We start from the raw sequence: 26,767 nt of genomic DNA, 5'->3' as shown, positions 1-26,767 counted from the left end.
ACCATGGTGTAGAGTAATGGACTACTAGGGAGCAAGGATGACCGTACTAATCCTCCTCTTTCTTGAGATCTTCCAGCAGCAGCAGCAGCTCGGGACTCGCTGGCGGCTCCTTCAGCTCCAAGCTTCGCATAGCTTCTACTGCGATTTGGAGCACTGCATAATTGCGATACCATCTATGATCAGAAGGAACCACATGCCACGGGGCCTCTTTGCTGCATTTCTCGAACAGCTCTTCGTAATACCCGCGATATTGCTTCCACGATTTGCGCTCCAATAAATCGGAAGGGTCAAACTTCCAGTTTTTACTCGGGTCCTCGATTCGGCTTATAAGCTTCTCCAGCTGGAACTGCTTGGAAATATGCAAAAAGATTTTGACCACCTTCACACCGCTATCGGCCAACAAAGCTTCAAAATGATTGATATGCTTAAACCGTTGCCTGGCCTCCTCGTCCTTCACCTTGCCATGCACTCTCGTGATGAGCACTTCCTCATAGTAGGAACGATTAAAGACAGCGATTTGACCAAGGGCGGGAACTGCGCGATGCGCTCTCCACAAAAAATCATGCCGCGCTTCCTCCTCCGTCGGCGCCTTGAAGCTGTGGGCAGATATACCCTGCGGATGCAATCCGGCAAACACTTTCTTAATGACCCCATCTTTCCCGCTGCAATCCATGCCTTGAAAAATAAACAGCACCGCCTGTTGTTTACCGGCGGCAAGCTTCTCCTGCAAATGCTGCAGCTCCTGCTCGAGCTCCTCGACCTCCTGGGCAGCTTCTTCCTTGCTCAGAAAGCGGCCTGTATCCTTCGGATCGATGTCAGTCAAATCCACTTTTTTTCTTGCGGGCAGCCTATAGCTCTTGGACATTTTCAACACAGCCTTCCCCATCATTATTATTTATTCATTACTATCCCACTGGGCTTTCTCCTAAACAAATAACCGATCGCGATTTTGGCGCACCATAGCGCAAAGACGCAAAAAATAGCTGACCATACAAAGGCCGGAAAAAACGTTGCTCCGCTTAGACTAGCTGCATCTCCCGCCGAAGCCGGCTCGGTAACCGCAATATAAAACAAAATAAACGGACTAATAACTGATTCCACCAGACAAATGAAGGCGAGCAGCAAATAATAACCGGTCCGCAGCCAGCTTGGTGCAATCAAATAAATGAGTACCGTCAGTGCCGTAAAACCCGCGCTCCAAGCCATCCCATACCCGTTTCGAACGAATAGCGCAAGCGCGACTCCCGCTGCTGCCGCAATTAAGGCGAGTCCAAAGCGTTCCTTCCCTTTCGCATGCAAAAAGAAAAGTAGCAATGAAAACAAAGCGGAGCCGGTGTAACCCGCAAGAGCTATCGGAATGACCATCCAGCTGTTAGTATACGCCGTATAGGTCACCCCGCTCTGATCAGCGTACAAGTAAATATGCATGACGCTCCCCTTAAGCAGCAGCGTCGCCAGCGCATGGGCAAGCTCGTGGACCAATGTGTTTACATTTTGAAAAAATGCCGAAAACGGAATGAACCGGGTCAAAAAAATCGTAACGATAAGGATTACCGCCATTCTAAGCCAAGAAAACATGCATCAGCCTCCAATCCTCTGCTTTTATTTTAACTCATATACGAATGAGAAAGATTTATTTTTCAAACGATCGTTAAATGGGTAAGTAAAAGAATAGAAGCGAGAGGAGAGATATTATGGGACGTTACATTGAGGTTGAAAAAAACGTAAGGCTGTACGTTGAGGATATCGGCTCCGGCACCCCCGTCATCTTTCTGCATGGCTGGCCGCTGAGCAGCCAAATGTTTGAATATCAGTTTACTCTGCTGTCAGAACAGGGCTACCGCTGCATCGGAATTGACCAGCGCGGCTTCGGCAAATCTCACGCACCGGCAACGGGCTACGACTATGATCGGCTTGCAGATGACGTAAAAGCGGTTGTCGATTATTTGAAGCTGGATCAGGCTTACCTGGTCGGCTTCTCCGTTGGCGGAGCGATAGCTGTCCGTTATATGGCGCGACATGGCGGATATGGCATCCGCAAGCTTGCGCTGCTTGGCGCGGCAGCACCGTCATTCACGCAGCGGGATGATTTTCCGTATGGCATGAAGAGGGAAGACGCTGACGCCCAAATCGCCGCCGTAAAAAAAGACCGCCCGCAGCTGCTGCGCGACTTTGGGGAGAAGTTTATAGCTAAAGCAGCGGATGCAGAAGCGATTAGCGAGCCCTTTAAGGATTGGCTGCAGCAGCTTGGACTCGAAGCCTCCGCTTGGGGAACGGTTCGTACGTTCGAATCGCTTCGCGACGAGGATTTGCGCTCCGATATGCTGCAGATCAAAACGGCTACAACGATTTTCCAAGGCTCGCTCGACACGATCTGTCCGCCTGAGCTTGCGAAGCAGCTGCTGAACGGCATTGACGGCTCGACGCTCGTAACTTTCGAGCAAAGCGGCCACGGCATGCTTTTTGATGAGTCAGCCAGATTCAATAAGGAGCTGCTGGAATTTTTAAAATAAACCTAATAAAAGGCGGTACAGGATAAGTCCTGTTCCGCCTTTTTGCGTTTTCCGAAGAAGGTTAAGCGATTCCGCCTAAGTGTTAGTGGTTAGGGGTCATATCATCAGCTTGCTGCTCGTGATATTTAGCCAATAAGTAGTGGAAGCGCTGGAAGTCGCTCGTCAGTACTTTGATTTTTCTCTTTATTCGTACTTTCTTCTTATGGTCGTTATCGCCGTTCATAAGCAAGTCGATATTTTTATCCAGCTTCTCCCGCAGCGTCAGGATGAGGCCGATAGCAGAATGGGACCTAACCATTTCCTGCAAATCCGCTGCGAGCGCTTCGCCAAGATGATCCAGCGTGTGCTGCTGACTGTGCAATTTTTTCTCTATCGTAAGATGCTCGGGTGTGAAGTCCTCCCGGAAATCTTGGCCAGGCACCTGGCTCCAAAATTCATTCCATTCCTCTAATTGACCAACCTCGTAAAATAAATATTTATGAAAGCCGCATAACCATGCGGTACAGCCCGTATTTCGCTTCTGGCAGCCTACGCCGTCGAGCAAATGCTGGCAGCCGTTGCAGCATGAGCCGCTATTTGCGATGCAAACCTTGCAAATGTGATTCGCGCCAAGCTCACTTAAAGATTTTAAACCCATTTCTATAACGGCAGATTTACTCACTTTTGAGGATGATTGAATACCCGGGGCGGCGGCAGACTTGTCCATATGTTTCTCAAACGCAGTATCGGGCATCCAAGCATGTCCTCCTTAACATGAAGTGAAAGTAGCAGCTATATTTCAAATATACTTCAATTAGGTACGGAAAACAATTTTGACGAGCCTGTCCTCCCCGCATAATCTCATAAGCAGCCAACGACCTCTCACCATTGCTAGTGCGGAAATAACAGAAAATGTCCAGTTAGTTTTTTGACACATTTTCACCCATAGATATAACCACCGCGCTGCGATAAATGATCTCAACCCCTTCGCATTATCTCATTCACCAGTAACCTTTAAACATGACCATTGAACAGAAATAACTGGAAATATCCCGTTAATTTTTCGTTGAGAAGGTAAATAAACCATTTAGCTGGAAAAACCTGTTAATCCTCATCCATAAAGCTTGAGGCAGGTTGGATGGTTGCCTGGTGGATGTTTGCAGGTTGGATCTGGTGAGTTGCTTGGTTGCTGAGTTCATCGGTTATTGGGGGCTGAGGTGCTGCTTGCTGGGTTGCTCGGGTGCTGGATGGGTTGTCGCTTCATCCATTCTAAAGCACCGGGGCTGTATGACGCTTTTTTTGAATGAATGACTTCGGCAAAAAAAGTTATTTGCTCATGAAAGGGCTCATTATTACACTAATTTGTTAAGAACAAAAATAAGAAAACGAGCAACTAGAATGCTTCTGCTTCTAGTGTTCGTTTTCTTATTGGGAGTTAAATTTGAGAAACCTCAACTGTTTATATGCGGTGATCTCAAATCCGGCATGACTGCGCTCATAACACACGCTTCCATCCTCGCGTATAGAGCTCAGCCTACCATGCGTTTACGCCAAGCTTATCAATCGTTTCGCGAATGAAAGCTGGCTCATCCTCAGGCGTCCGTGACGTCACCCAGTTGCGGTCCACGACGACCTCTTTGTCAACGAAGTTTCCTCCCGCAGCCTTAATCTCCGACGAGATGCCCGGATATGCGGTAAGCGTACGGCCCTTGAGCAGGCCTGCCGCCTCCAATATTTGCGGACCGTGGCAAATAGCCGCAATCGTCGTGCCGGCTTGATCGGCCTCCTTGACGAAGGCTTGCACATCCGCGTTATTCATGAGGTAGGATGGCGATTTTCCGCCGGGAATAATGATGGCAGCATAATCGCTCGCATTCGCCTCTGCAATACCCAAGTGAGAGGTATACGCAATCGTGCCCTGCTTTCCTTTCAGCTCCTCATTGCTCTTCAAGCTAATAATAACGGCCTCATGCCCATTTTTCACCATTTCATCATAAGGGTTCTTCATCTCGGAATCTTCAAAATCATTGGCTAGTAGAAAAGCAACCTTCTTCGCCTGCGTCATCAATATGCACGCTCCTCTCAGTATTCAATCCATAATGTACTGTACCCCAATCGAGCGATTTTGAAGCAAGCAAGCCCCGCCCTATTGCTCATACACGAATAAAGGGAGCCGCTCGGCTCCCTTCATCCTTTTGCTATGCTTGCAGCTGCGCTAATATTTGCGACTTATTATTTTGACTCAGCAACTGATTCATTGCAATCTGCATAGCGGCAGTGCGTTTACCGAGCAAAGCCAGCCGGTATTCGCTCCAGCAAACGATCCCCATAAACCTGTTCCAGCCCCAGCTCCGGCATATGAATGTAGCCGATGTAGCAGCCGCATTTTTTCATCCCGCAAGGCCGCTCGGCAGCGAGGCCCGTAAGTCCGTCCCTATAGAGATGTCCAATGACTTTCCGATCGCTGTAGCAGCGCTTGACGATGCCGGCACCCTGCACGTAAAACACATTCGCCCCTGCGCCGCACGGCTTGCCGAGGCTGTCGTAATCGGGCACATTCAGCCCAAAGTAAGGATCGATTTGCGTTAAATACGCAACCTCATCCTCCGTATAGTAAGCTTTCCGATCCTTAAAAGCGTTCACCCATAGGTAGACATCCTCCGGCAGCAGCTCTCGCAGTTGAGCAATGGCGTCAAACGCGCTTCGAATGCCTACTGAGCCTACGCTGAACGAAATTCCCTGCTCATACAGCTTCATACATTGGCCTAGAAAATGAGCTTGGCTCGTTTGACCGGGATGATAGGTTGCCCAGAACGCTGCTTTGTCCTTCGCAAGCTGCTGCGTCCATTCAAGCTTAACGGATAAATTGGTCTGCACTGCAACCTTCACTACATGCGCCAAATGGGAAAGCTCGATCATCGCATCGCGATACCAGCGGTGAACAAGCGCCTCTCCATATGGATTAAAGAAAATCGAGAGCTGATGACCCGCCGCACCTTGCTCGCTAACCCATTCCATGAAAGCTTGAAGCTGCTGCTTATCCTTCGCAAGCGTCTCCTTGCTATCCTTTGTCTTGCTGAAGGGACAGTACGGACAGTCATAATTGCATGACGACAATGCACCTCGGTAATAGAGCACCGCCTTCACCGGATGACATACCCGTTCATCAGCTCTCTTACCTCGCCCGAGATAAGCTCATCACCGATGGCGTCCGAATAAGCCAAGCCATCCGTCGTCAGCCGCAATATTCCTGCATCAAGCTCGGCTAGTCCGGCGCCAAGCAGCTCCTTCAAATCGGGCTGCTCCTCCAGCAGATCAGTTCCGAAACGCCCTTCGTATGCGGATAGCGCAAGTCCCTCCCGGTGCAGCAGCGCCTTCAAAACATACCTGCGCTTTTGCTCCGCTTCGCTCAAAATAAAGCCGTAATCTGCCGTATCGTGGCGCTCAGCTGTTACGTAGTCCTCAATGATGCTTCTTGTCGCAGCCGTGCTTACGCCGTATCGTGAAGCATAGTGTATCTCGCGCGTATAGGAACGGGCTCCGCAGCCGAGGCCAACCATGCCTTCCTCCTGGCAGTTGAAGGGCAACAAGTTCTTATGATTAAAAGGAATATCCTTCGCAAAACGCCTCATCGAATATTGCCTGTAGCCCGCGGCTTCCAGACGCTGCCTTGCAATATGATAAAGCGAGAGCCTAATATCGTCTCCTGCGCTGCGCATTTGCTCAGGCTTCAAAATCGTATTTTCGCGCGTATAAAGCGGGTAAATAAATATTTCGCCCGGACCGTAACTGATCGCCTTCTCAAGCGAGAACAGCCATGTATCCTCATTTTGCCCAGGCAAGCCATAGATAAGATCTACGTTAACGAGCGGAAATTGATAGCTCATCAGCACTTCCAGCGATTCTTCCGCAATACGCGGCTTCTGCGGACGGTAGATGGCTGCGGCTTCCTCCTCCACAAAGCTTTGGATACCCATGCTGACGCGGTCAACGAGCCTATCCTTCAGCACACGCATCCGATCTGCGGTTACCGTCTCCGGAGACGTTTCTACCGATATCGATGCCAGCATGGGATCAAGCCCCATCGTATGCTCAGCAATGTCGAATAACCGGTTCAGTTGGCTCGCTTCCAGCAGCGTTGGCGTTCCGCCGCCAATCGCGAATCTGGAGAACGATCGATTTTGGAACCAAGGCGCCCATTGCTCCGCTTGACGCTGAAGCGCATCAACATATTGCTCATAGACATCCACACGCCGGTCCGGCAGCGTAAATAAATTGCAAAAGCCGCAGCGCGCTCCGCAAAAAGGAATGTGCATATACAAAAAGTGATAGTCCGTTTGATCCCGCTCCCACAGCTCCTTCAGCGATTGTGCGGGCTGCAAATCGCGATAAGCCGTCTTGTGCGGATAGGAATACAGGTATGATCGGTATGGAGCCTGCGTAAACCGCTGCTCCCGCTCCCCCAGCTCGGGAGAAGATTGTTGCGATGAGATATGCTGCAAGCTGCTTGCCCTCCTTATTCCAATATAAACTCGCGATAAGGCACGTTCCAAACGACCTCATGCGCCAAACGATGTCCCTCGTAGCCGTCCTCGCCGTAAGCCGTCCCATGATCGGAGAACGCTAGGCAAAGCGTTTTGCCCCGGCGCCTCATTGCTTCGAACAACACGCCAAGCTGACTGTCCACATAGCGAAGCGCCGCGCGCTGCGTCTCTACGGAATCCTTTTTCGCGCAAGGCACGAAATAGTGATTAGGCCCGTGAATGGCGGATATATTCATAAACAAAAACAGTCTTTCAGCGGGATCTGCCTGCTCCAGCAGCTTCAGCGCGTGATTTACCTGATGCTCGGTCGAGCGGGGATTGGTCACCCCAAAGGTCATCCTCCAATAGCTTTCTTGAAAATAACTGGGCAGCACCTTGGCAAGCTTGTTTTTCTTCGTAAAAAAAATGACGCCCCCGATGCAGATCGTCCGGTAGCCAGCCTCCTGCAAGCCGGATACGAGATCCGGAGCGTCAAATAACCAGGTATGAGGGTGCGTCTTGAGCCCTGTATTTTTGGTATGGAAAAGCCTCACATGAGAGGCTTTGTCCGTGTTCGCGGGAGTCGGCAGAAAGCCGCCGAAAAAAGCATGATGGGCTGCATAAGTAAAGCTGCCCGGCGTATGCCGCATCTCCCACCCTCCGCCTGCGCAAAGGTTCGGACAGTTCGCTTCCTCCAGCTTCGCCACGTCATAGCGCAGCGTGTCGAGCGTAATCATCAAAATATCGTGGGAGCCCACGATTTGGTTCATATCCAGCATACGTTGCTATTCCTTTCTGAGAAGCTCGCGCATTTGCCATTCATAGGTGTTCATCCCCTCATACTCGGCACCATAGAGCAAATCGCCAAATGGATTAATATCTATTGCATACGTAAGTCCGCTGCCTCTTTGAACGAGCACATCCACGCCCGCCGCCCGGCTTCCCGGAAAAGCACGGAGCGCAGCTTCCGCCGTCAGCTTCACAGCCTGCTTCATCTCGGCGGATAGCAGCTCGTCGATATCCATCCTTCGCTCGTTGCGAAGGTGCAGATTGGTAATAGGCGTGCTGCTCAGCCGCAGCACCGTATGGCAAGCCTCGCCATACACGACGAGCTGGCGCACGTCAAACGACTTGCTCTCGAAGCTGTCCTTCTCGATCCAGCGCTCGATATGCGCGCCTTCCCTGCATACCCAGTCAATGATTTGCCTAATATCGGAATGCTCTCGGTAACGCCTCAGCAGGCCGGCATTGTAAAAGCTGCTGCTTCCGGCTTGCTCCTCAATGCCAATGGTCGTTATGGCTAGCTCAGCGCCTGTCCGCGGGTTGATCTGGTAAGCGATAACGCCGGAAGCGCCAGATCCGCAGGCGAGCTTAATGAACAGCCGCCTCATTCCGCTGATCGAGATTGCCGCCTGCAGCTCATCGTAGCTTTTGATGGAACCGACAGGCGCCGGCAAAGCCGGCACGCGCAGGCCGTGCCGCGACAATAGCTGCCAGCAGCTTCTTTTGTCGAACATGCTCGCGATGCTGCCTGGCGAATTGACCCAGCGGACGGCTATCTTTGAAGCCCTTACCTCAAGGTGCATAGCGGCAAGAAATCGACTATAGCCGCGGTACCACTGCGCCGGATAATAGATTTGTCCATGCTGGAGAGGAAGAGCAAGCGCGTCCGCAGCCGATATCGAAATGCGCTCAGGCAGCGAGCATGCAGACCAGAAGACATCGTCACCACTGCGGTCGGGTGCTCCCCAAGCGATCAGCTCCCGTTCAACCGCTTGGTCCTCGCCGGGCGCATCAAGCCGTATGATGATCTCTCCGCCGCCTGTCATTTGTTGCAGTACATCTTGTATGTACACGTTCCGCTTAAGCAGCTGCTCATACGAGAGCACGACAGCCGGAGCCAGCCCCAGCTTGCTTCTTGCCGCCTGCAGACCCATTGTCCTTTTGTTTGCTGGATTCCCTATTAATAGAAAGGGAGTCTCTCTGCCTCCGATTGAATAGCTGCCCATCACTCGGTTAGAAATGGGTAACGCCAATCGTCTTCATCCGCTTCCTGCTGATCGGTCACGTCGACCGACATGCCCGGTTGCTCCCAGCGCTCCAGCAGCTCGCCCGTCATATAGTGATAGCTGAGATTAAGATGCTTCAACTTCCTAATGCGCTCGCTCGCAAGCAGCGCTGCCCCACCTTCATCAGAAAGCGTGCCGTAAGAGAGATCGAGCGTATCCAACTGGTCCAAAATCGGCGCATCCGCGATCGCAATCGCAATTTCGTCCTGAATTTCGCTGTCTTTTAAGCCTAAATAAGTAAGCTTCGGGAATAGATCCCCCTTCATCAGCGGCAGCACATCCTCGATTCCGCCGTCAAAACCGTAATCCTCAACGCCCAAATAAAGCTCCAGCCTTTTCAATTCCGGCAGCCTCGCGCTCGTAATTTCCTCAAGCACCGACTTCGGCAGTCCTCCGCAAATAATGACCAGCTCCTGCAGCTTATCATGAACGAGCGGCTGCAAGCTTAATTGTTGGCTGCCCTTTATTGATAACGACTGCAAATTCGGAAATGCCGCAAGCAGCGGCGAGAGATTCGTCTGATTAATCCAGGAAACCTCGCATTCCTCAAAGCCCATATCTCCAATAAATAGTTTCGTTAAATTAGGAAAAGCATCCTTATGGCTGATCAACGATTCCATGAAGCTGTCCGGAGAATTCTCATACGCCTGACCCCAATCGCCAATCGTGAGTATAGACAGCTGTTTGCCATCCTCGCTCGATGCCAATTTTTCGATCAAGCTAGACATTCTAATCCCTTCTTCATACTCGTCATAGCCAACCGATAAGCGAATTTCAATCAAGAGTACCCCTCCAATTGTTTCCATATGGAATTAGGTTACCATGGTGTTTTTCAGCCCGTCAATGGTCCCTTAGTCATATGTGCCTACCCGCAAACGACAAAAGCCGAGAACCCCAGTAAATGAGGCTCTCGGCTTTTAAGCAGGATAATGACAGGCTACGAAGTGTCCTTGTTCAATCTCTTGCAGCTCCGGCTGCTCGTTCTTGCACAGCGCTGTCGCAGCGGGGCAGCGTGTATGAAAGCGGCAGCCCGCGGGGGGATTTGCGGGGGACGGAATTTCGCCGTTAATGGTTAGAAGCCCTCTCTTGCGGGACGGGTCCGGCCAAGGAATCGAGGCAATGAGCGCTTTCGTATAATGATGCGCAGGGTGCTTGAACAGTTCCTCGCTATCGGCAATTTCAACAAGCTTGCCCAAGTACATGACGCCGATCCGGTTCGAGATATGTCTGACCACGTGAAGGCCATGGGCAATGAACAAATACGTCAGCCCGAGGCTTTGCTGCAAATCCTGCATCAAATTGACGATTTGCGCTTGCACCGATACATCAAGCGCCGATACCGCTTCATCGGCAAGCAAGAAGGATGGACGCAGCGCGATCGCTCTGGCGATGCCGATGCGCTGCCGCTGACCGCCGGAAAACTCATGCGGGTAACGCTCATGCCAGGAAGGATTAAGACTGACGAGCTGGAGCAGCTCTTCGATTCGCGATTGTTTCTCTGCTGCGCTTAGCGAGGTGTGGATCGAGAGCGGTTCCCCAATGATATCGCCCACTCGCCAGCGAGGATTCATCGAGCCGAACGGATCTTGAAAGATCATCTGCATATCCTTGCGCACATCATGCAGCTGGGATTGCTTCATCTCCGTTAGCTGCTGCCCTGCAAAGGTCACTGTGCCTGCCGTTGCTTTCTCTAGCTGCATAATAACGCGGCCGAGCGTCGATTTGCCGCTGCCGGATTCACCGACAAGGCCAAATGTCTCCCCCTTGCGAATCTGGAAGGACACGTCATCGACAGCGCGAATCGCGGATGAGCGGCGCGACAGCAAGCTTTTGCCGAGCGGGTAATATTTTCGCAAGCCTTCGATTTCAAATAGATTTTCGGCCAAAGCCGCCTTTTCTGCAACAAGACTGACACGCTCTATCACAGTCGCAGCTGGAACAGCGCTTGCCTTATCTGTGCGTTTCCATGCCTGCGCCTCCGCCAGCTCCTCCGCATACCAGCACGCCGCTTGGCGGTCATTAACATCGAAGAGAGGCGGGCTTTCCTTCACGCATTTGTCAGTTGCATGCGGACACCTTGGGTGGAAGCGGCAGCCTGTCGGCAGCTCGAACAAATTCGGAATGCTTCCATCAATGGAGAACAGCTTGGAGCCTCTCTCGCTGTCCAGCGTCGTAATGGAACGAAGCAAGCCCTGCGTGTAAGGATGATGCGGTTGCTCAAACAATTGCTCAGCTGTTGCTTGCTCAACGACTTGACCCGCATACATGACAATAATGCGATCAGCCATTTCGGCAGCAATGCCCAAGTCATGCGTAATAAGAAGAATCGACATATTGAATTCTGTCTTAAGCTCCTGCAGCAGCTGCAAAATTTGTGCTTGAATCGTCATATCGAGCGCCGTTGTCGGCTCGTCAGCGATGAGCAGCTCCGGGCCGCAGGCAAGCGCCATCGCGATCATCGCCCGCTGCAGCATTCCGCCGGACAGCTCGCCCGGATACTGCTTCATCCGCAGCTCCGGCTCGGGAATGCCGACGCGGCCGAGCAAATGAATCGCGCGCTCCCGCGCTTTCTCACTGCTGCCGAGCTTATGCCCGGCAATGACCTCTACAATCTGACTGCCGATTGTGAATACCGGATCAAAGGCTGACATCGGCTCCTGAAAGATCATCGCCATTTTTTTGCCGCGCAGCGTGCGCATGCCTTTTTGCGGCGTGCGTACTAAATCGATGCCGTCCAGCTTCATTTCGCCGCTTGCGATTACGCCATTCTCATAGTCGATCAAACGCATGACCGATTTGGAAGTAATCGTCTTGCCGCTGCCAGATTCTCCGACGAGACATACCGTCTCGCCCGGCTTCATGCTAAGCGATACGTCCGAAATAGCGGTCAACCAGCCCTTAGGAGTAGCAAACTTGACGGTTAGATGCTCAATTTCAAGCAATGTTTTCAAATGAGTGCCCCCTCCTAAATCCTGCTTTTCTTCGGATCGATATGGTCTCTAAGCTTGTCGCCCATCAGATTGACCGACAATACGAGCAAAGTAATCGCAAGACCTGGGAAGGTGGACATCCACCAAGCAACGGTTAAATAGCCTCTTCCTTGCGACAGCAGCGTACCCCAATCGGGAATTTCCTTAATGACGCCTAGTCCAAGAAAGCTAAGCCCCGATCCTACCAATATCGAGGTGCCTAAGCCGATCGTTGCCATCACGAGCAGCGGCGACCAAGCATTCGGCAAAACATGGAGGAAAAAGATGCGCAAATGGCCCGCGCCAACCGAGCGCGCCGCCGTAATGAACGGTCGCCCCTTGATGCTTATAATTTGACCGCGGAATACTCTGGCATAGCCCGGAACGGCTGATAAAGCAACCGCCAGCACAACATTGAACAAGCTTGGGCCCATCGCAGCCGCAATAGCGAGCGCGAATAGAATGCCGGGAATCGTCATCAACACCTCGATAAAGCCCATAATGACCGTATCGAAAATGCCGCCAAGAAACCCCGATAATGCGCCAATCGAAGCGCCCAGAAAGCCGCCGACAATAACCGATGCCAAGCCGATCATCAGCGAGTCGCGACTGCCGTAGACAACTACGCTAAAGACATCTCGGCCGTAATAATCGGTGCCGAACAAATGCGTAAAGCTTGGCGGCAGCATAATATCGGTCATGATCATTTCAGTTGGCGAATAAGGAGCGATCTGCTCCGGAATAAGCGCGCACAATACGATGAAGAGCACGATAAAACCAGCTGCATAGACAAGCAGGTTGGATACATTAAGTTTAGTCCTTCTAGGCGCCAAGCTGCGTGCTGCCCTAATTCTCGGCCAAGCCGGCTTGACGACTGCGGTCTCCTTCATGTGAAGCTCCCCCTTTGCCTATTGCGAACGCCTGACTCTCGGATCAATGATCCGGTAAGAGAGGTCCACAATTAAATTGATGACGACGTACATAATGGCCGAGAAAAAGACGACGCCCTGCACGACTGGCAAATCCTTGGACATTAGCGCATCCGATATGACTCTCCCGATTCCTTGCCGGGAGAATACCGTTTCGATGACGACGGTTCCTGCGAGCAGATCGCCGCTAAGAACGCCGATCATCGTCAGGGCTGGAATAAGCGCGTTGCGCAGCGCATGCCGGTACATGACAAGCTTCTCCGAAACGCCCTTCGCTCTCAGCGTTACGATAAATGGCTCGTTAATCACTTCAAGCATGCTGTTGCGGACGAGCCGAACGACGAAGCCCGCTCCGACAATGCCTAGCCCGACAGCCGGCAGCACAAGCGTCTTCCAGCCCTCCGAGCCCATCGCCGGAAACCAATCGAGCGTAATCGAGAAGATAAGAATGAGCAATATGCCCGACCAAAAGGTTGGCATCGAAATGCCGAATAACCCGACTATTCTTGCCGTTATATCGATCCAGCGATCGCGGTGGATCGCCGACAGCACCCCGAGCCAGATGCCGACAACGGCTGCTATTAAGCAGCTTGCAGCCGTCAAAGCAAGCGTCGCCGGCAAATGAGCAATAATTTTGGGCAGCACCGGCTCGTCATTTACGATCGATTTGCCAAAATCCCCTTGCAAAACCTTCCCTACATAAGAGCCAAACTGTTCATAGAGCGGCCTATCAACGCCAAGCTGCGCGCGCAGGCTCGCAATCACCTCGGGCGACACCGTGCTTGGGTCGACCATAGATAAGACAGGGTCGCCCGGCAACAGATAAACGATGACAAATACGAGCACGAGCGATCCCAAAATGACGACCAAGGAGGTAAATAACCGAATACTAATCGCTTTAAGCATCACTTACCTCCTTATGGAAGGATGACTTCCACTGCTTATTTTTGAATAAATATATCATTAAACAACGGATAAGCGAGGGAATCAAACTTGATTCCATTAACTGTCTTGGAAGCTGCTATGGTATAAGGGAAAACGTAGATCGGAATGATGACCGCTTGATCGATAATCGCCTTCTGAACGTTTGCGTACAGTTCTTGCCGCTTTGCAGTGTCCTTCTCGATCAAGCCTTGATCGATCCAGCTGTCTACCTCAGCGTTTTTGTACGCAGCAAGGTTCTGTTTACCGCCTACGCTGACGGAATCAGAGTGATAGAAAGCGCGTAAAGCTTCAGGGTCGGAGTTGACCTGACTATTTCCGTAAATATCGTAGTCGCCGTTCTCGAACACAATCGTGCGAACATCCTTCGTAATTTCTACCTCTACCGCAACGCCGATTTGCTTTAATTGCTGCTGGATAATGGCTGCTATATCATTTCTTTTCTCCCGGTTCGGCGAGCCGTCAACGTAATGAAGCGTAAGCTTCTTGCCGTCTTTCGCACGAAAGCCGTCGGCGCCCTTCACGTAGCCCAGCTCATCAAGCAGTGCATTTGCCTTGTCTAGATCTGGCTTAACACTGCCCTCGAGCGACTTGTCATAACCGAAGGTTCCTGGCGTAAGCGGTGACCAAGCACGGTCATACGTGCCTAAATATAAGGTTTTGACGATGGTATCTACATCAATGGCCGACTGAAGCGCCTGCCTTGCTTTGAGTTCGTTCCATGGCGCTTTCGTTTGGTTGATGAATAACGTATAAGGCAAACCCCGCGTATTCGATTTGAACAATTGAAGCTTCTCGTCCTTCTCAAGCGCGAGAATATTTTGCGGCGGAATCGTTTCGCCTGCCAGCACTTGGCCGCTCTGCACGCTTCCGATTCGAGTAGCCTCCTCGGGCGCTATTTTAAAGGTGACATTATCCAGGTAAGGCGCTTCCTTGTTCTCAACCAGAGGCGGCGCCCATTTGTAATCGGGATTTCGCTCCACCGTAATTTGCGAATTCTCTTCCCAGCTTACAAATTTAAACGGACCCGTTCCAACCGGATTTTTGCCAAGCTGATCGCCTTGCTTCTGAGCAGCAGTCGGCGATACGATACTGACCAGCGCTTGGCTAAGGTTGCCTAAAAACGCATTGGAGGGCGTCTCCAGATTCAGCTTGACGGTAAATTCATCGATTACTTCGGCCGATTTGTAAGGTCTGATCAAAGCGGCCGAGTTAGCGGCTTTAGTCTCCGGATTCAGAATCCGATCATAGTTATACTTCACTGCCTCGGCGTTAAACGGTGTGCCGTCATGAAATTTAACGTCTTGGCGCAGTTTGAACGTATAGCTCTTGCCATCCTCTGAAATTTCCCATTCCGTTGCCAGCCACGGCACAATCGAGCCGTCAGTCAACTGGGCGACAAGGTTATCGTGAATCGTACGAATGACGCGAACCGCTACGGCTAAGCCGCTGCGATGCGGGTCGAGATTATCCGGCGACGTTGCCAGCGCATAGGTTAGTTCTCCGCCCTTAATCGTCTCTGTAGAGGCTGATGCGTTCGTGCTAGAGCCAGCTTCCGTCTCCTCATTCTTGCTGCCTGCTTGCTTCGTTCCCGCGCAGCCGCTCAGCACCAATACTAACGCTGTCGTAAGTGCAATAATGGTTTTCCAACTGATTCGTTTTTTTAACATCTCAATCTCTCCCCTGTTCATTCTGTTTAAGTTAAAAAGCTCCGTTTGTTTGCGCTGCCGCTGCTTCAGAGGCCGCTTGATCCTCCAAGGATTCCAACTGCTTAAGACGCTGTTCGGTATAGCGATTGCTTGGAATCTCTAGGCCTAGGTTGCCGCGCAGCGTATCCGCTTCGTAATCGGTGCGGAACAAGCCGCGCTGCTGCAGTACCGGAATGACAAGCTCCACAAATTCGTCCAGCCCAGTCGGTACGCCCGCCCCGATAATAAATCCGTCGATCGCTCCCTGCTCAAACCACTCTTGAATTAGATCGGCAACCTTCTCAGGGGTTCCAATAAACGGCGTTCTTGGCGTTGCCGCGCGCAGCGCGACTTGACGCAGCGTTAAGCTCTGCGCCTTCGCTTCCCGCTTGATTTTGTCCGTTGTGCTTTGGAAGCTGTTTTTGCCGAGCTCGCCAAGATCAGGGAACGGTCCGTCCAGCGGATACTGCTTGAAATCATGATGCTCGTAAAACCGCCCCAAATTATCGAGCGCATTATCAATGCTGACCAAGCGTGCAACCTCTTCGTATTTGCGCTCTGCCTCTTCTTCTGTCGCTCCTACGATAACGCCAATTCCCGGAAAAATAAGAATCTCTTCTGGCGAGCGTCCAAGCTCAGCGGCTCTACGCTTCACATCCTGATAGAATGCTCTCGCTTCCTCAAGCGTCTCGTGATTCGTAAATACAGCGTCAGCTGAGGCGGCTGCCAGATTCCTTCCGCTCTCCGATGAGCCAGCTTGGAATACGACCGGCTGGCCCTGCTTCGATCTCGCGATATTAAGCGGCCCCTTGACGGAGAAAAACTCGCCTTCGTGGTTTAGCGTGTGCAGCTTGCTTTTATCAAAAAATTCACCGGTTTCCTTGTTGCGTACAAATGCATCATCCTCCCATGAATCCCATAGGCCGCGAGCCACCTTCAAATACTCGGCAGCAATGCGATAGCGCTTGCTGTGGTCGGGATGCTGCTCAAGAGGGATGCTGTAGTTGAGCGCCGAACCTTCGAGGGGAGACGTCACGACATTCCAGCCCGCTCGCCCGCCGCTAATGTGATCAAGGGAAGAAAACTGTCTGGATACTGTAAACGGTTGGCTGTAAGAGGTAGACAAGGTTCCGACCAGCCCGATTTTGGAAGTGACAGCGCCAAGCGCGGACAAAATCGTAATCGGCTCGAAGCGATTCAAGAAATGGGGATTCGACTTCTCGTTGATGTACAAGCCGTCCGCTATGAACAGAAAGTCGAATTTTCCTTCCTCAGCCTTAATTGCCTGCTGCTTATAAAATTCAAAATTAACGCTCGCATCCGCTGCGGCATCTGGATGTCTCCAGCCTGCGAAGTTGCCTCCTGGACCATGCAATATGGCACCCAATCTTAGTTTTCTTTGCACCGCCATATCTTTCTCCACCCCTCATATTTCATTGAAATAGGCATATGATTGCCTTAGCTAAGCTTTGTTTTTAGATATTACATAATTCAAATAGGTTTTGTTGGATTTATAGAGATGAGTCTATCACCTGCGTTCAAACGCAGTCAATCGCTCCCATAATAGATAAATTCTATTTCTATATACAATATTTCAATGCGTTCGTTTATTTACAGTGAACCCATTCGATTACGCAATCAACGGGAACGCGATTATTTCATCAAACAAGGCAAATAAGGGGTTAACCCTTAGTAGTTAGCTGCTACTCTTGGGATACCCCTTTTTAAAACCTGCCTTTTTCTTTTAACTCCACAATTCCATTCTGCTTGTCGATACAGCTACAGCACCTGCGCCAAATAAGATGGGCAAATCCTCTTTCTTCTCAATAAATCCGCCCAAAATAATATCTACCCCGGTCTCTTTCTTTATAGCCTCTATTTTCGGATGAGAGAAGCTCGGTAAAATTTCGATGTAATCAGGCTTCACATGCTTCGCAGAATTTATAATCGTCTTCATCGAGTGGGAATCAATGATAAATCCGCGCTGTATCGCGCTAAGGCCATACTTTTTAGCATTAATCAATGAGGAGGTTCTTGTGCTGATCACCCCATCGATTTTGATGCTTTTGGACAAAAAATGAATCGAGGCTTCATCATCTTTTATGCCTCTTACCATATCCAAGTGGAGATATATTTTCTTATTGGCGCTCTTGACGCTTTGTACGATGCTTTGCAATTGAATCAGTTCGCCTTCCAGCAAAAAAATGATTTCCTGCGGCGATGCCAGAGCCTTCTCTAGCTCCTTAAAGCCTCGAACAGCCGGTATAACGGTATCCTGAATCATAGCTCCCCTCCTTGCTCTTGTGTGATCTATTTCATAATTAGGAATCCAATGTAAGAACTTAAATTATAGCCTATTTCTAAAATATTTACATTTTTTTCATAAAAAATCCACATCTCTTATCCACCCCTCATTACAAAAGGAACAGATAATGATGTGGATTGTCTAAAACGCCGCCGTATCAAAAGTGAATGGCTTATCTTTTAAGCTTTATCGCTTCTATTCTTCATCTTTCTCCCATTCCATCGTCCGGTTAACTGCTTTCTTCCAGCCTTTATACAGCTTGATGCGGACCGCTTCCTCCATTTTTGGCTCGAAGGTTGCAATCCCGTTTGCCCGTCCTGCAATGTCTTCTTTCTTCCAAAAGCCTGCCGCAATTCCTGCCATGTATGCTGCCCCAAGCGCAGTAGATTCCGTGACCGCAGGTCTTTGTATAGGCACGCCTAGTATATCTGCTTGGAATTGCATCAATAAATTGTTTGCCGTTGCCCCGCCATCCACCCGCAAGGACTGGAGCTTAAGGCCCGAATCGCTCTCCATCGCGCCAAGCACGTCTTTGGTCTGATAAGCCATAGAGTCGAGCGTAGCCCGAACGATATGCTCCTTCTTAGTGCCGCGCGTCAGGCCGAACATCGCTCCTCTTGCATACATATCCCAGTATGGCGCTCCAAGCCCCGCAAATGCCGGTACCACATAAACGCCATCCGTATCCGTCACTTTGCCAGCGTAATACTCGGAATCCGATGCAGAATCAAACAGCTTCAGACCGTCACGAAGCCACTGGATCGCTGCCCCCGCAATGAAAATGCTTCCTTCCAGCGCATATTCCACTTTGCCGTCCATGCCCCAAGCGATCGTTGTCAATAATCCGGATTTGGAAGCAACTGCTTTCGTTCCGGTGTTCATCAGCATAAAGCAGCCGGTGCCATACGTGTTTTTGGCCATGCCGGACTCGAAGCAGGTCTGACCAAATAGCGCAGCTTGCTGATCACCCGCAACTCCGGCAATCGGAATTTCTGCTCCGCCGAACGTCTGCGGATCCGTGACGCCGTAAAGTCCTACGGAAGGCTTCACTTCAGGAAGCATGGATAGCGGGATGTTCAACTCCTCCAGCAGCTTTTCGTCCCAGCTCAAATTCATAATATTATACAACATCGTACGGGACGCATTCGTATAATCAGTTGCGTGGACTTGTCCTCTTGTCAATTTCCAGATCAGCCAAGTATCCACCGTACCAAATAGCAGCTCGCCTCGCTCCGCTTTCTCTCTAGCACCTTCTACATTGTCTAAAATCCATTTCACTTTGGTCCCCGAGAAATAGGCATCCACTACGAGACCCGTATTTTCGCGGATATATGTCTCTAATCCCTTTTCCTTCAAGCTATCGCATATTTCAGCGGTTCTGCGGTCCTGCCACACAATTGCATTATAGACGGGCTTGCCGGTGTTTTTATCCCAAACGATAGTCGTTTCCCTCTGGTTCGTAATTCCGATGGATACAATCTCCTGCGGGCTGACGCCTCCGGTTTCAAGCACCTCGCGGGCTACGCCGCTTTGCGTTCCCCAAATCTCCATCGCATCATGCTCAACCCAGCCTGCTTTTGGATAAATTTGCGTAAATTCCTTTTGAGCCGTTCCTACATTGTTGCCCTCACGGTCGAACAAAATTGCACGAGAGCTGGTTGTCCCTTGATCAAGAGCAAGCACATATTTTTTTTCCATTATAAAAACCTCCGCATTTTTATTTTTGTTTATTAACCGGTAAATACAGATGTATAGAAAATTGCAGCAAGCACGCCGCCAATAATCGGGCCAACGACAGGAACGAACGCATAACGCCAATCGGAAGAGCCTTTACCCGCAATCGGCAATACAAAGTGCGCAATCCGTGGACCCAAGTCGCGTGCCGGGTTGATCGCATACCCCGTTGTCCCGCCCAAAGAAAGACCAATAACCACCACCAAAAACCCAACGATAAGAGGCGTAAGACCATCGGCCATCCTGTTAGCCCCGATTGCCATAATCGCAATCACTAAGACGAATGTGCCAATAATTTCGCTGATCAGATTGGCACCAAAATTCCGAATCGCAGGGCCAGTAGCAAATACAGCTAGCTTTAGCTCGGTGTTTTCCGTCTCTTTCCAATGAGGCAAATAGTGCAGCCATACCAATACCGAGCCCAAGAATGCGCCAATCATCTGTGCAAGAATATAGCCCGGCACTAGACTCCATTCGAATTTGCCTGCCACTGCAAGCGCAATCGTTAATGCAGGATTTAAATGCGCCCCGCTAAAGCCTCCTACACAATATGCCGCTACTGCAACTGCTAGGCCCCAAGCCAATGTAATGACGATCCAGCCTGCGTTTTCGGCTTTGGATTTCTTTAATAATACGCCAGCAACTACGCCATTACCTAGTAAAATTAATAGTGCTGTTCCAATGATTTCTGCCATAAAAGCGGACATTGTATTTGACCCCCATATTATAAGTATTAAGTAGAAGAACATACTCTTCTTAGCTAAAGATAAACGCAATCTACGCCTCGAGAACGGCTGCATCACCTCCAAAAAAAATAAACAGCCATCATTTAACACCTGCGCTTGTTCCTCATAAAGGACAATTGCAGGTGCTACATAATGGCTGTTCTCAGTTTCTCACAGCAGATCATATTCACTTGTTTCGTATTATACATAGCATATGCTAGTTTGTAAACCCTTTCATTTACTGAAAATTACTTCTTAACTAGCAAACGAGAGATAGGCCGCTTCAATCACGGGCGCTGAACTGCTGCTGAACTAGCTTGGCATATAAAGGGTGGCCCTCGAGCAGCTCCGCGTGTGAGCCTTGACCGGAAATTTCGCCTTTCTCCAGCATAATAATTTGGTCAGCGCCGCGTATCGTCGAGAGGCGATGAGCGATAACTAACGTCGTCCTCGCCTTCATCAGCCCTTGAAGAGCCTCCTGCACCTGCTGTTCGGAATCACTGTCTAAGTGTGCCGTTGCTTCGTCCAGCAGCAAAATATCGGGATCTCTCAAAATAGCTCGAGCTATTGCCAGCCGCTGACGCTGGCCGCCAGATAACATAACGCCTCTTTCTCCGACCTCCGTCTCATAGCCGTTTGGAAGCGAGTGAATAAACGATGTTAAATTCGCCTGCTTCACCGCCTCGTTTATAAGCCCCTCTTCCACTTGCTCCAACCCATAAGTGAGATTATGCCGAATGGTGCCTTGCATCATTGGACTGTCCTGCGATACATATGCGATTCGTTTGCGCCAATCCTCCAGCCGCATCGACGCAATCGACTCTCCCGCGTACAAAATTTCACCCTCGGTCGGATTGTAGAATCTCTCTAGCAGAGAGAATAACGTCGTCTTGCCTGTACCGCTCGGACCTACAAATGCGGTTACTTGCCCCTGCCTAGCTTGAAAGGAGACTGCATGCAGCAGCGGCCGGTCCTCCGAATACCCAAAGCTTACCCGATCAAACTGGATCAAAGATTTTTGGGCTTCCTCTTGAGTGTATGCTTTGGAAGGCTTTGCCTCGCCAGATTGCTCTTCCTTCTCTCCCAGCAGCTCCAAAATTCTCTCGGAAGCACCCATCGCTTTCTGAAATTGCGTGAAAAACGAAGCCATCTGCGTAAACGGCATGACAATTTGAAACATATATAAAATTATGGCAACGAGTTCGCCGCCTGTTAAGGTGCCTTGCGCTACTCGCACTCCGCCGTATCCAATTAAGATCACGAGAATGAGCAGCATTACAGTCATCATTAATGGCGTTACAACGGACATAATTTTCGCTTCCTGCAGCCCAAATGTAAACAACCGCGATATTCGCAAGCCGCCCTGGCGCTGTTCAACGGGCTCCGCAAGCGATGCCTTCACAAGGCGGATGTCGGAAAGCACTCTGCCTAAATCACCTTGAAACAGTGCCGTTTCATCCTGCATCGATTTGGAGACTTTGAACATTTTGGTCCCAAGCGGCCATAGTACAAGCAGTGCAGCAGGAACGGCAATCAGCATAAGCAGCGTCAGCTTCCAATCGATAATCAGCAATAAAGTCACGCCGCCGATAATCGAAATAATGCCGCCCAGAAAAGAAATGACATGGCCGATAATAAAATCCTTTATCACATTCGTGTCATTCGTAACGCGGCTCATCGTCTCCCCAGAGCTGTTGCGATCAAAGAATGGAACAGGCAGCCTGAGCACTCGCTCCCATACCTCGCGCCGCAAGCCGGCAATAACATGCTGGCCAACATAGGACATGGTGTAGACCGTGAACCCTGACATAATGGTCTGAGCCAAAAAAACAGCACCGAGCACAACAAATGTAGCCGTCTCGATCGTAGATTGCGAGAGTTCATCAACTAAATTTTTGGTCAATAACGGAATGAGCAGCGAAAACAGCGTCTCTCCAAGCCCTAATACAATGGCGGCTGCTATCAAAATAGTAGCTGGCTTATGCTTTGCAATCAGCTTGAAAAATTGCGATACGCTGGCAGTTGCCTGAGCTTTCTCAGCTTCAGCGCTAATTTTCATTTGATTTCCCCTCTTTAATCGTTTTCAAAGCTTCAAGATGCTCGAATACTGCGGCTAGAAAGGTCTCTTCATCCTTCGTGAATGCATTTGGAAATAAAATAGGGTCAATCGAGTGCGAAGGATCGTCGAGCCGCTCTATTTGCGCAAGCTCCTCTTCATTAAATCCACTGATATATTACAAGGCAAGCGAATGCTGCAAGTCCTCCTCCGGCCTAGCTAAATAAGCAGCAATGTCCTCAAGCGAGAAGTCCAAATATTTAAGCGTCAATATTTTTTGCAGCTGAATCAAATCCCGATCGGTATAGAAACGATGTCCATGCGCATTTCGGCTGGACGGCTTTAGCAGCCCTTTGCGATCATAATAACGGAGTGTCCGTTCAGTTACCGCGGTAAGCTTGGCGAAAACGCCTATTGCATAAAGAGAATCTTTTTCCACCAGTTACTCCCTCCTCTGGAATAGAGTATAACCCTTGACGCAGCGTCAAGGGCAAGAGGTTATCATCATTTATTATGACTGCTTGACTGCTTAAAATGTAAAATTAAAGATTAATAGAATAGTAGTCATTCCAATCGTAAACATTATCATGATGTTCGTATGGGCATTTGGCGAAGGCAATCCAACCAAAAAGAACTTCTTTAAAGCGTCCTTGATATGGGCTGCAATCGTTCTTGTCGTTTATGCCATCATTTTTATCATTCTTGTCGCTGCGGCAGCAACAACTGCTTCTAACATGTATTAATCGAAGCAAAGGTTACATACAAAGCAAAAAAAAGGGCATCCCGGAAGTTGAATCAACTTCTGAGACGCCCTTTTTGTTTATGCGATAGTTTATTCGATTCAACACTATACGGCTTTACTCCACTGCGCGGAAACGGTACACCTTGCTCGAGTAGTCGCCAAAAAATTGCGGCGTCGCTAGGCCAGCATAAAGCAGCTGATCGCCGCCATACACCGTTTCTTCGCCATGCAGCTTGTAATCGCGATTCGGATCAAGCCCTTTCAGGCGGAAGCGATTGAGCTTCGGATTCGGCTCTTGCAGCACAGAAACGAAGACAACAAACGCTTCGCTTTGGTCTTTGGAAACGAACATCCAAGCCGTTTCATTACCTTCGAACGGACTAAGCAGACGGTAAAAATCTCCGAACTGCACAAGATGGCGTACATCCTTGTATAGCGCAACCTGCTCCTTAACCTCGCTCTTCTCTTCTTCCGTAAACTGAGTCAAATCAAGCTCGTACCCGAAATTGCCCGACAGCGCGACATTTCCTCTCGTCGCAAGCGAGGTGATGCGTCCAACCTGATGATTAGGCACCGCCGATACGTGAGCACCCATCGAGCTTACAGGGTAAACAATGCTTGTGCCGTATTGAATTTTCAAACGGGATACCGCGTCCGAGTTGTCGCTTGTCCACGTTTGCGGCATGTAATACAGCATGCCCGCATCGAATCGGCCGCCGCCGCCAGAGCAGCTCTCGAACAGTATGCTCGGGAACGATGACGTGATTTCCTCTAGCACAGCATAAAGGCCAAGCATATATCTGTGAGCCGTCTCGCGCTGACGCTCTGCTGGCAGCAGCGCCGAGCCGATCTCCGTCATATTGCGGTTCATATCCCATTTCACGTACGTAATCGGCGCGCTTGAAAGAATGTCCGAAATCGACTTCACGATGTATTGCTGCACATCCTTGCGCGACATATCCAGAATAAGCTGTTGTCTCCCTTGCGTACGTCTGCGCCCCTCTACATGCAGGCACCAATCGGGATGCGCTTCGTACAGCTCGCTCTCCGGCGAGATCATCTCCGGCTCAAACCATAGGCCGAATTGCATATCGAGACGTTTCACGCGGCTGACCAAATCCTCTAAGCCGTTAGGCAGCTTATTGCGGTCTACGAACCAATCGCCAAGCGAAGTGGTATCGTTATCGCGCTTCCCGAACCAGCCGTCATCCAATACGAACAGCTCGATGCCGAGCTCTTGGCCTGCGCGGGCGATGTCTTCGATTTTATCCGCGTTAAAGTTGAAATACGTCGCTTCCCAGTTATTGACGAGAATCGGACGCGTTTGGTCACGGAACGTTCCGCGAATGAGGCGTGCGCGGTAGAAGTCGTGGAAGCTGCGCGACATACCCCCGAGCCCATGCTCGGAATGAACCATTACTGCCTCTGGCGTTTGAAATTGCTCGCCCGGCTCCAGCTGCCAATTAAAATCAAACGGATTGATGCCTATGAATAGACGCGCAGCATGGAATTGGTCCACCTCTACGCCGGCAGTGAAGTTGCCGCTATATACAAGGTTCACACCATAAACGTCACCATGATCCTCCGTAGAACCTTCCGACAGCAAAGCGACAAAAGGATTTTGCATATGGCTGCTTGAGCCGCGGCGGCTCTCGATTGACTGCAAGCCTGGCACGAGCGTGCGTCTATGAATATGCCGCTCGCGAATCCATGCGCCGGAGAGCTGCAGCATTTCAAACTGGTCATGCGCAAAATCAAGGCTCATGCTGAATGCACGCTGCAACTGCAGCGTGTCGTTTCCGTTGTTGACGACTCTTGCCGAACGGGTAATCGCATCAAAGTTTTCAAATACCGTATAAGACAAAATAACTGACAAGCCGGTCAGATCATCCTTGAGTGTAATCTCCAGCGTCTGCGCTTCGGAATCGCTTTCCACGTACGTCGCCGGCAATCCGGCAAGTGCAGGTTTTCCATTGATGATCTGATACGAATCATAGCGCAAATCCGTTACGGTTGTGCCGTTAGGCAGCTTGACTTGAAAAGCCGGCATCCGAAAGTCGGAGTTGCCATAAGCCGGATACTCATGCGGAAGCGTATCGAGCGACAATTCCAATTGGTCAAGCTCCGTGCTAGGGGTAAAGGATGCGCGGCTTGTTAGTTCAAATAAGCGCTCCAGCTGTACGCCGCGCACCTTTTTGCCCCAATAGATGTGTGCGGGATAGCCTGTTTTCGTAATATGGATGACATAACTCGTGTCCTTCGCTTGCAAATGAAATAACGAACGCTGCTGGTCATATTGAATAGTCAAAATAATAACCTCCTAAAAGTTTGATAAGACGTGCTTCTGAACTGAGCTGAACAGCCTCAAGTGATTCTGCTAGAACTGCTCTTTTTGAAACTAGCCAATGTTTATTAGCATGAGAGGGAATTTCTCTGTTAATCTGCTTCTTTTCAGCGAATCGACGTGTCCGAAGCCTTCAACGAACTGCCGCAGCTTTCCCGAACGATGAGCGTCGTGTTGATCGTCATATGAATAGCCGCCTCCCGCCCTTCAATACGCTCAAGCAGCAACTGTACCGCCGCTCGGCCCATATGCTCCGTATGCGCGCGAACGGTTGTTAGCGGTGGATTCAGATAGGCGGAAATTTCGATATCGTCAAAGCCGACAATAGCCATATCCTCCGGCACTTTAATGCCATGCTCATGCAGCGCCCGAAGCGCGCCGACTGCCATCGGATCACTCCCTATAAAGCAAGCCGTAGGAAGCGAGCTTTGCTGCAGCAGGCGGTTCATCGCTTCATACCCGCTGTTGGAGGACCAATAGGTCTTCATCACATAGCTTTCATCATATAACCCCTGCTCGCGCAGCGCCTTCTCGAAAAATACGCGGCGCGGCTCGTCGTTTTCCGTTCCTTCGTAGAGGCTGTTCAGCCGGTGCACATAATCATTGCCGCCGATGTAGCCTATTTTTTCATGCCCCAGCCCTCTAAGATGAGAGACAACCGCTCTAGTTGCCTGCTCAAAATGAAGCTTCACCGTATCGTATTCGTTCAGCTCATTCGAATGATTGACGAAAACGATTCGATTGCCGTTATTGTACAGCTGACGCACATCGTTTTCTTCGATCGAGCCAACAACGATTAAACCGTCCAGCTCATGCACGGGCTGCATCTCTACGCGGCTATTGCCTCTCAGCACTTTAATAATGCTGATTCCCAGCTCCTCGCAGCGCGTCTCAATCCCTTTGCGAATGGAAGTAAAGTAAGGATCCTCATGCTCATCCTCAAGCGTCGACCACATGAGAAGGCCAATTTGCTGACGAGAGAGCTGCTCTTCTTTTTTCATTCTGCGCAGCTTGGAAGGCTTATATTGCAGTTGCTCGGCAATACTAAAAATGCGGGCCCGCGTTTCCTCGCTTACTGCCAAAGTCATATCGTTGTTCAAAACTCTTGACACAGTGGCAGCCGAAACGCCCGCCTCCTGCGCAATATCTTTTATCGTCGCCATTCCACACTCCATGTTTAGTTAATAAATTTACTAAATGATATTTACAGTTTAGCAGACAACAATAAATACCACAAGTACCCATGCAA

General features: G+C 50.2%; 23 protein-coding genes. 2 read left to right on the top strand and 21 right to left on the bottom strand.

Translation table 11 applies throughout. The features are described from left to right. Nucleotides 1-46 precede the first annotated feature (46 nt). Together AC2TDN_RS17980 and AC2TDN_RS17975 are read right to left on the bottom strand one after the other, a co-directional pair. A complete protein-coding gene (locus tag AC2TDN_RS17980) occupies nucleotides 47-865 on the bottom strand; it encodes a PPK2 family polyphosphate kinase (RefSeq protein ID WP_484689491.1) in 819 nt (272 codons plus the stop codon). Between the two features lie 26 nt (nucleotides 866-891). Next, the gene (locus AC2TDN_RS17975) at nucleotides 892-1,578 is read right to left on the bottom strand and encodes a M50 family metallopeptidase (protein ID WP_484689489.1); all 687 of its coding nucleotides are present in this window, start codon (nucleotides 1,576-1,578) and stop codon (nucleotides 892-894) included. 116 nt (nucleotides 1,579-1,694) lie between these two features. Here AC2TDN_RS17975 and AC2TDN_RS17970 point away from each other — a divergent pair, with 116 nt between their 5' ends. Further along, nucleotides 1,695-2,513 (top strand): alpha/beta fold hydrolase, encoded by an 819-nt coding sequence (locus AC2TDN_RS17970; protein WP_484689486.1) that lies wholly within the window; start codon nucleotides 1,695-1,697, stop codon nucleotides 2,511-2,513. Between the two features lie 82 nt (nucleotides 2,514-2,595). Here the strand turns inward: AC2TDN_RS17970 and AC2TDN_RS17965 are convergent, their stop codons facing one another. The 17 genes from AC2TDN_RS17965 to AC2TDN_RS17885 form a co-directional block, all read right to left on the bottom strand. Then, nucleotides 2,596-3,246 (bottom strand): hypothetical protein, encoded by a 651-nt coding sequence (locus AC2TDN_RS17965; RefSeq protein WP_484689483.1) that lies wholly within the window; start codon nucleotides 3,244-3,246, stop codon nucleotides 2,596-2,598. Nucleotides 3,247-4,026: 780 nt separating this feature from the next. Beyond that, nucleotides 4,027-4,557, bottom strand: a complete 531-nt coding sequence (locus tag AC2TDN_RS17960) for a type 1 glutamine amidotransferase domain-containing protein (RefSeq protein ID WP_484689481.1) — start codon at nucleotides 4,555-4,557, stop codon at nucleotides 4,027-4,029. A 218-nt stretch (nucleotides 4,558-4,775) separates the two neighbouring features. Continuing rightward, on the bottom strand, nucleotides 4,776-5,639 hold the full coding sequence (locus AC2TDN_RS17955) for an STM4011 family radical SAM protein (protein ID WP_482067572.1): 864 nt from the start codon (nucleotides 5,637-5,639) through the stop codon (nucleotides 4,776-4,778). Beyond that, complete coding sequence (locus AC2TDN_RS17950) at nucleotides 5,636-6,985, bottom strand: STM4012 family radical SAM protein (protein WP_484689549.1); 1,350 nt, start codon at nucleotides 6,983-6,985, stop codon at nucleotides 5,636-5,638. The genes AC2TDN_RS17955 and AC2TDN_RS17950 overlap by 4 nt, the downstream gene beginning before the upstream one ends. 23 nt (nucleotides 6,986-7,008) lie before the next feature. Continuing rightward, entirely contained in the window at nucleotides 7,009-7,794 is a 786-nt protein-coding gene (locus AC2TDN_RS17945) for an STM4013/SEN3800 family hydrolase (RefSeq protein ID WP_484689478.1), read from the bottom strand. 6 nt (nucleotides 7,795-7,800) lie between these two features. Next, complete coding sequence (locus tag AC2TDN_RS17940; protein ID WP_484689476.1) at nucleotides 7,801-9,051, bottom strand: STM4014 family protein; 1,251 nt, start codon at nucleotides 9,049-9,051, stop codon at nucleotides 7,801-7,803. Beyond that, complete coding sequence (locus tag AC2TDN_RS17935) at nucleotides 9,024-9,863, bottom strand: STM4015 family protein (RefSeq protein WP_484689547.1); 840 nt, start codon at nucleotides 9,861-9,863, stop codon at nucleotides 9,024-9,026. The genes AC2TDN_RS17940 and AC2TDN_RS17935 overlap by 28 nt, the downstream gene beginning before the upstream one ends. Nucleotides 9,864-10,001: 138 nt before the next feature. Beyond that, nucleotides 10,002-12,035, bottom strand: a complete 2,034-nt coding sequence (locus AC2TDN_RS17930) for an ABC transporter ATP-binding protein (protein WP_484689473.1) — start codon at nucleotides 12,033-12,035, stop codon at nucleotides 10,002-10,004. A 14-nt stretch (nucleotides 12,036-12,049) separates the two neighbouring features. Continuing rightward, on the bottom strand, nucleotides 12,050-12,943 hold the full coding sequence (locus tag AC2TDN_RS17925) for an ABC transporter permease (RefSeq protein WP_484689472.1): 894 nt from the start codon (nucleotides 12,941-12,943) through the stop codon (nucleotides 12,050-12,052). An 18-nt stretch (nucleotides 12,944-12,961) separates the two neighbouring features. Then, nucleotides 12,962-13,888, bottom strand: a complete 927-nt coding sequence (locus AC2TDN_RS17920; protein WP_484689470.1) for an ABC transporter permease — start codon at nucleotides 13,886-13,888, stop codon at nucleotides 12,962-12,964. Nucleotides 13,889-13,923: 35 nt separating this feature from the next. After that, a complete protein-coding gene (locus AC2TDN_RS17915) occupies nucleotides 13,924-15,594 on the bottom strand; it encodes an ABC transporter substrate-binding protein (protein ID WP_484689468.1) in 1,671 nt (556 codons plus the stop codon). A gap of 31 nt (nucleotides 15,595-15,625) precedes the next feature. Continuing rightward, entirely contained in the window at nucleotides 15,626-17,023 is a 1,398-nt protein-coding gene (locus AC2TDN_RS17910) for an LLM class flavin-dependent oxidoreductase (protein ID WP_484689466.1), read from the bottom strand. 333 nt (nucleotides 17,024-17,356) lie between these two features. Continuing rightward, a complete protein-coding gene (locus AC2TDN_RS17905) occupies nucleotides 17,357-17,896 on the bottom strand; it encodes a glycerol-3-phosphate responsive antiterminator (RefSeq protein ID WP_482067580.1) in 540 nt (179 codons plus the stop codon). 216 nt (nucleotides 17,897-18,112) lie between these two features. Further along, nucleotides 18,113-19,615 (bottom strand): glycerol kinase GlpK, encoded by a 1,503-nt coding sequence (gene glpK / locus AC2TDN_RS17900; RefSeq protein WP_484689464.1) that lies wholly within the window; start codon nucleotides 19,613-19,615, stop codon nucleotides 18,113-18,115. A gap of 32 nt (nucleotides 19,616-19,647) precedes the next feature. After that, a complete protein-coding gene (locus tag AC2TDN_RS17895) occupies nucleotides 19,648-20,358 on the bottom strand; it encodes an MIP/aquaporin family protein (protein ID WP_484689462.1) in 711 nt (236 codons plus the stop codon). 301 nt (nucleotides 20,359-20,659) lie between these two features. Further along, a complete protein-coding gene (locus AC2TDN_RS17890) occupies nucleotides 20,660-22,435 on the bottom strand; it encodes an ABC transporter ATP-binding protein (protein ID WP_484689460.1) in 1,776 nt (591 codons plus the stop codon). Between the two features lie 175 nt (nucleotides 22,436-22,610). After that, a complete protein-coding gene (locus tag AC2TDN_RS17885; protein WP_484689459.1) occupies nucleotides 22,611-22,871 on the bottom strand; it encodes a MerR family transcriptional regulator in 261 nt (86 codons plus the stop codon). 148 nt (nucleotides 22,872-23,019) lie between these two features. Between AC2TDN_RS17885 and AC2TDN_RS17880 the strand changes: the two genes are divergently transcribed. Continuing rightward, nucleotides 23,020-23,175 carry a hypothetical protein gene (locus AC2TDN_RS17880; RefSeq protein ID WP_484689456.1) on the top strand — a complete coding sequence of 52 codons (156 nt, stop codon included), beginning with the start codon at nucleotides 23,020-23,022 and terminating at the stop codon, nucleotides 23,173-23,175. Nucleotides 23,176-23,289: 114 nt separating this feature from the next. On the opposite strand, the gene AC2TDN_RS17875 is transcribed toward AC2TDN_RS17880, so the two are convergent. Then, nucleotides 23,290-25,482 carry an alpha-galactosidase gene (locus AC2TDN_RS17875; protein WP_484689454.1) on the bottom strand — a complete coding sequence of 731 codons (2,193 nt, stop codon included), beginning with the start codon at nucleotides 25,480-25,482 and terminating at the stop codon, nucleotides 23,290-23,292. Between the two features lie 143 nt (nucleotides 25,483-25,625). After that, nucleotides 25,626-26,681 carry a LacI family DNA-binding transcriptional regulator gene (locus tag AC2TDN_RS17870; RefSeq protein ID WP_482067586.1) on the bottom strand — a complete coding sequence of 352 codons (1,056 nt, stop codon included), beginning with the start codon at nucleotides 26,679-26,681 and terminating at the stop codon, nucleotides 25,626-25,628. Nucleotides 26,682-26,767: the final 86 nt, after the last annotated feature.

The organism is Paenibacillus sp. Y660, from assembly GCF_057221575.1.
This window is presented reverse-complemented; position numbering and strand designations above follow the sequence as displayed.

What these genes read in the sequence shown, in the direction of transcription:
- glpK (WP_484689464.1), bottom strand. Translation starts at nt 19,615, where the DNA reads ATGGAAAAAAAATATGTGCTTGCTCTTGATCAAGGGACAACCAGCTCT.
- AC2TDN_RS17980 (WP_484689491.1), bottom strand. Translation starts at nt 865, where the DNA reads ATGTCCAAGAGCTATAGGCTGCCCGCAAGAAAAAAAGTGGATTTGACT.
- AC2TDN_RS17970 (WP_484689486.1), top strand. Translation starts at nt 1,695, where the DNA reads ATGGGACGTTACATTGAGGTTGAAAAAAACGTAAGGCTGTACGTTGAG.
- AC2TDN_RS17925 (WP_484689472.1), bottom strand. Translation starts at nt 12,943, where the DNA reads ATGAAGGAGACCGCAGTCGTCAAGCCGGCTTGGCCGAGAATTAGGGCA.
- AC2TDN_RS17895 (WP_484689462.1), bottom strand. Translation starts at nt 20,358, where the DNA reads ATGTCCGCTTTTATGGCAGAAATCATTGGAACAGCACTATTAATTTTA.
- AC2TDN_RS17915 (WP_484689468.1), bottom strand. Translation starts at nt 15,594, where the DNA reads ATGTTAAAAAAACGAATCAGTTGGAAAACCATTATTGCACTTACGACA.
- AC2TDN_RS17920 (WP_484689470.1), bottom strand. Translation starts at nt 13,888, where the DNA reads ATGCTTAAAGCGATTAGTATTCGGTTATTTACCTCCTTGGTCGTCATT.
- AC2TDN_RS17960 (WP_484689481.1), bottom strand. Translation starts at nt 4,557, where the DNA reads ATGACGCAGGCGAAGAAGGTTGCTTTTCTACTAGCCAATGATTTTGAA.
- AC2TDN_RS17910 (WP_484689466.1), bottom strand. Translation starts at nt 17,023, where the DNA reads ATGGCGGTGCAAAGAAAACTAAGATTGGGTGCCATATTGCATGGTCCA.
- AC2TDN_RS17880 (WP_484689456.1), top strand. Translation starts at nt 23,020, where the DNA reads ATGATGTTCGTATGGGCATTTGGCGAAGGCAATCCAACCAAAAAGAAC.
- AC2TDN_RS17945 (WP_484689478.1), bottom strand. Translation starts at nt 7,794, where the DNA reads ATGCTGGATATGAACCAAATCGTGGGCTCCCACGATATTTTGATGATT.
- AC2TDN_RS17965 (WP_484689483.1), bottom strand. Translation starts at nt 3,246, where the DNA reads ATGCCCGATACTGCGTTTGAGAAACATATGGACAAGTCTGCCGCCGCC.
- AC2TDN_RS17890 (WP_484689460.1), bottom strand. Translation starts at nt 22,435, where the DNA reads ATGAAAATTAGCGCTGAAGCTGAGAAAGCTCAGGCAACTGCCAGCGTA.
- AC2TDN_RS17905 (WP_482067580.1), bottom strand. Translation starts at nt 17,896, where the DNA reads ATGATTCAGGATACCGTTATACCGGCTGTTCGAGGCTTTAAGGAGCTA.
- AC2TDN_RS17975 (WP_484689489.1), bottom strand. Translation starts at nt 1,578, where the DNA reads ATGTTTTCTTGGCTTAGAATGGCGGTAATCCTTATCGTTACGATTTTT.
- AC2TDN_RS17870 (WP_482067586.1), bottom strand. Translation starts at nt 26,681, where the DNA reads ATGGCGACGATAAAAGATATTGCGCAGGAGGCGGGCGTTTCGGCTGCC.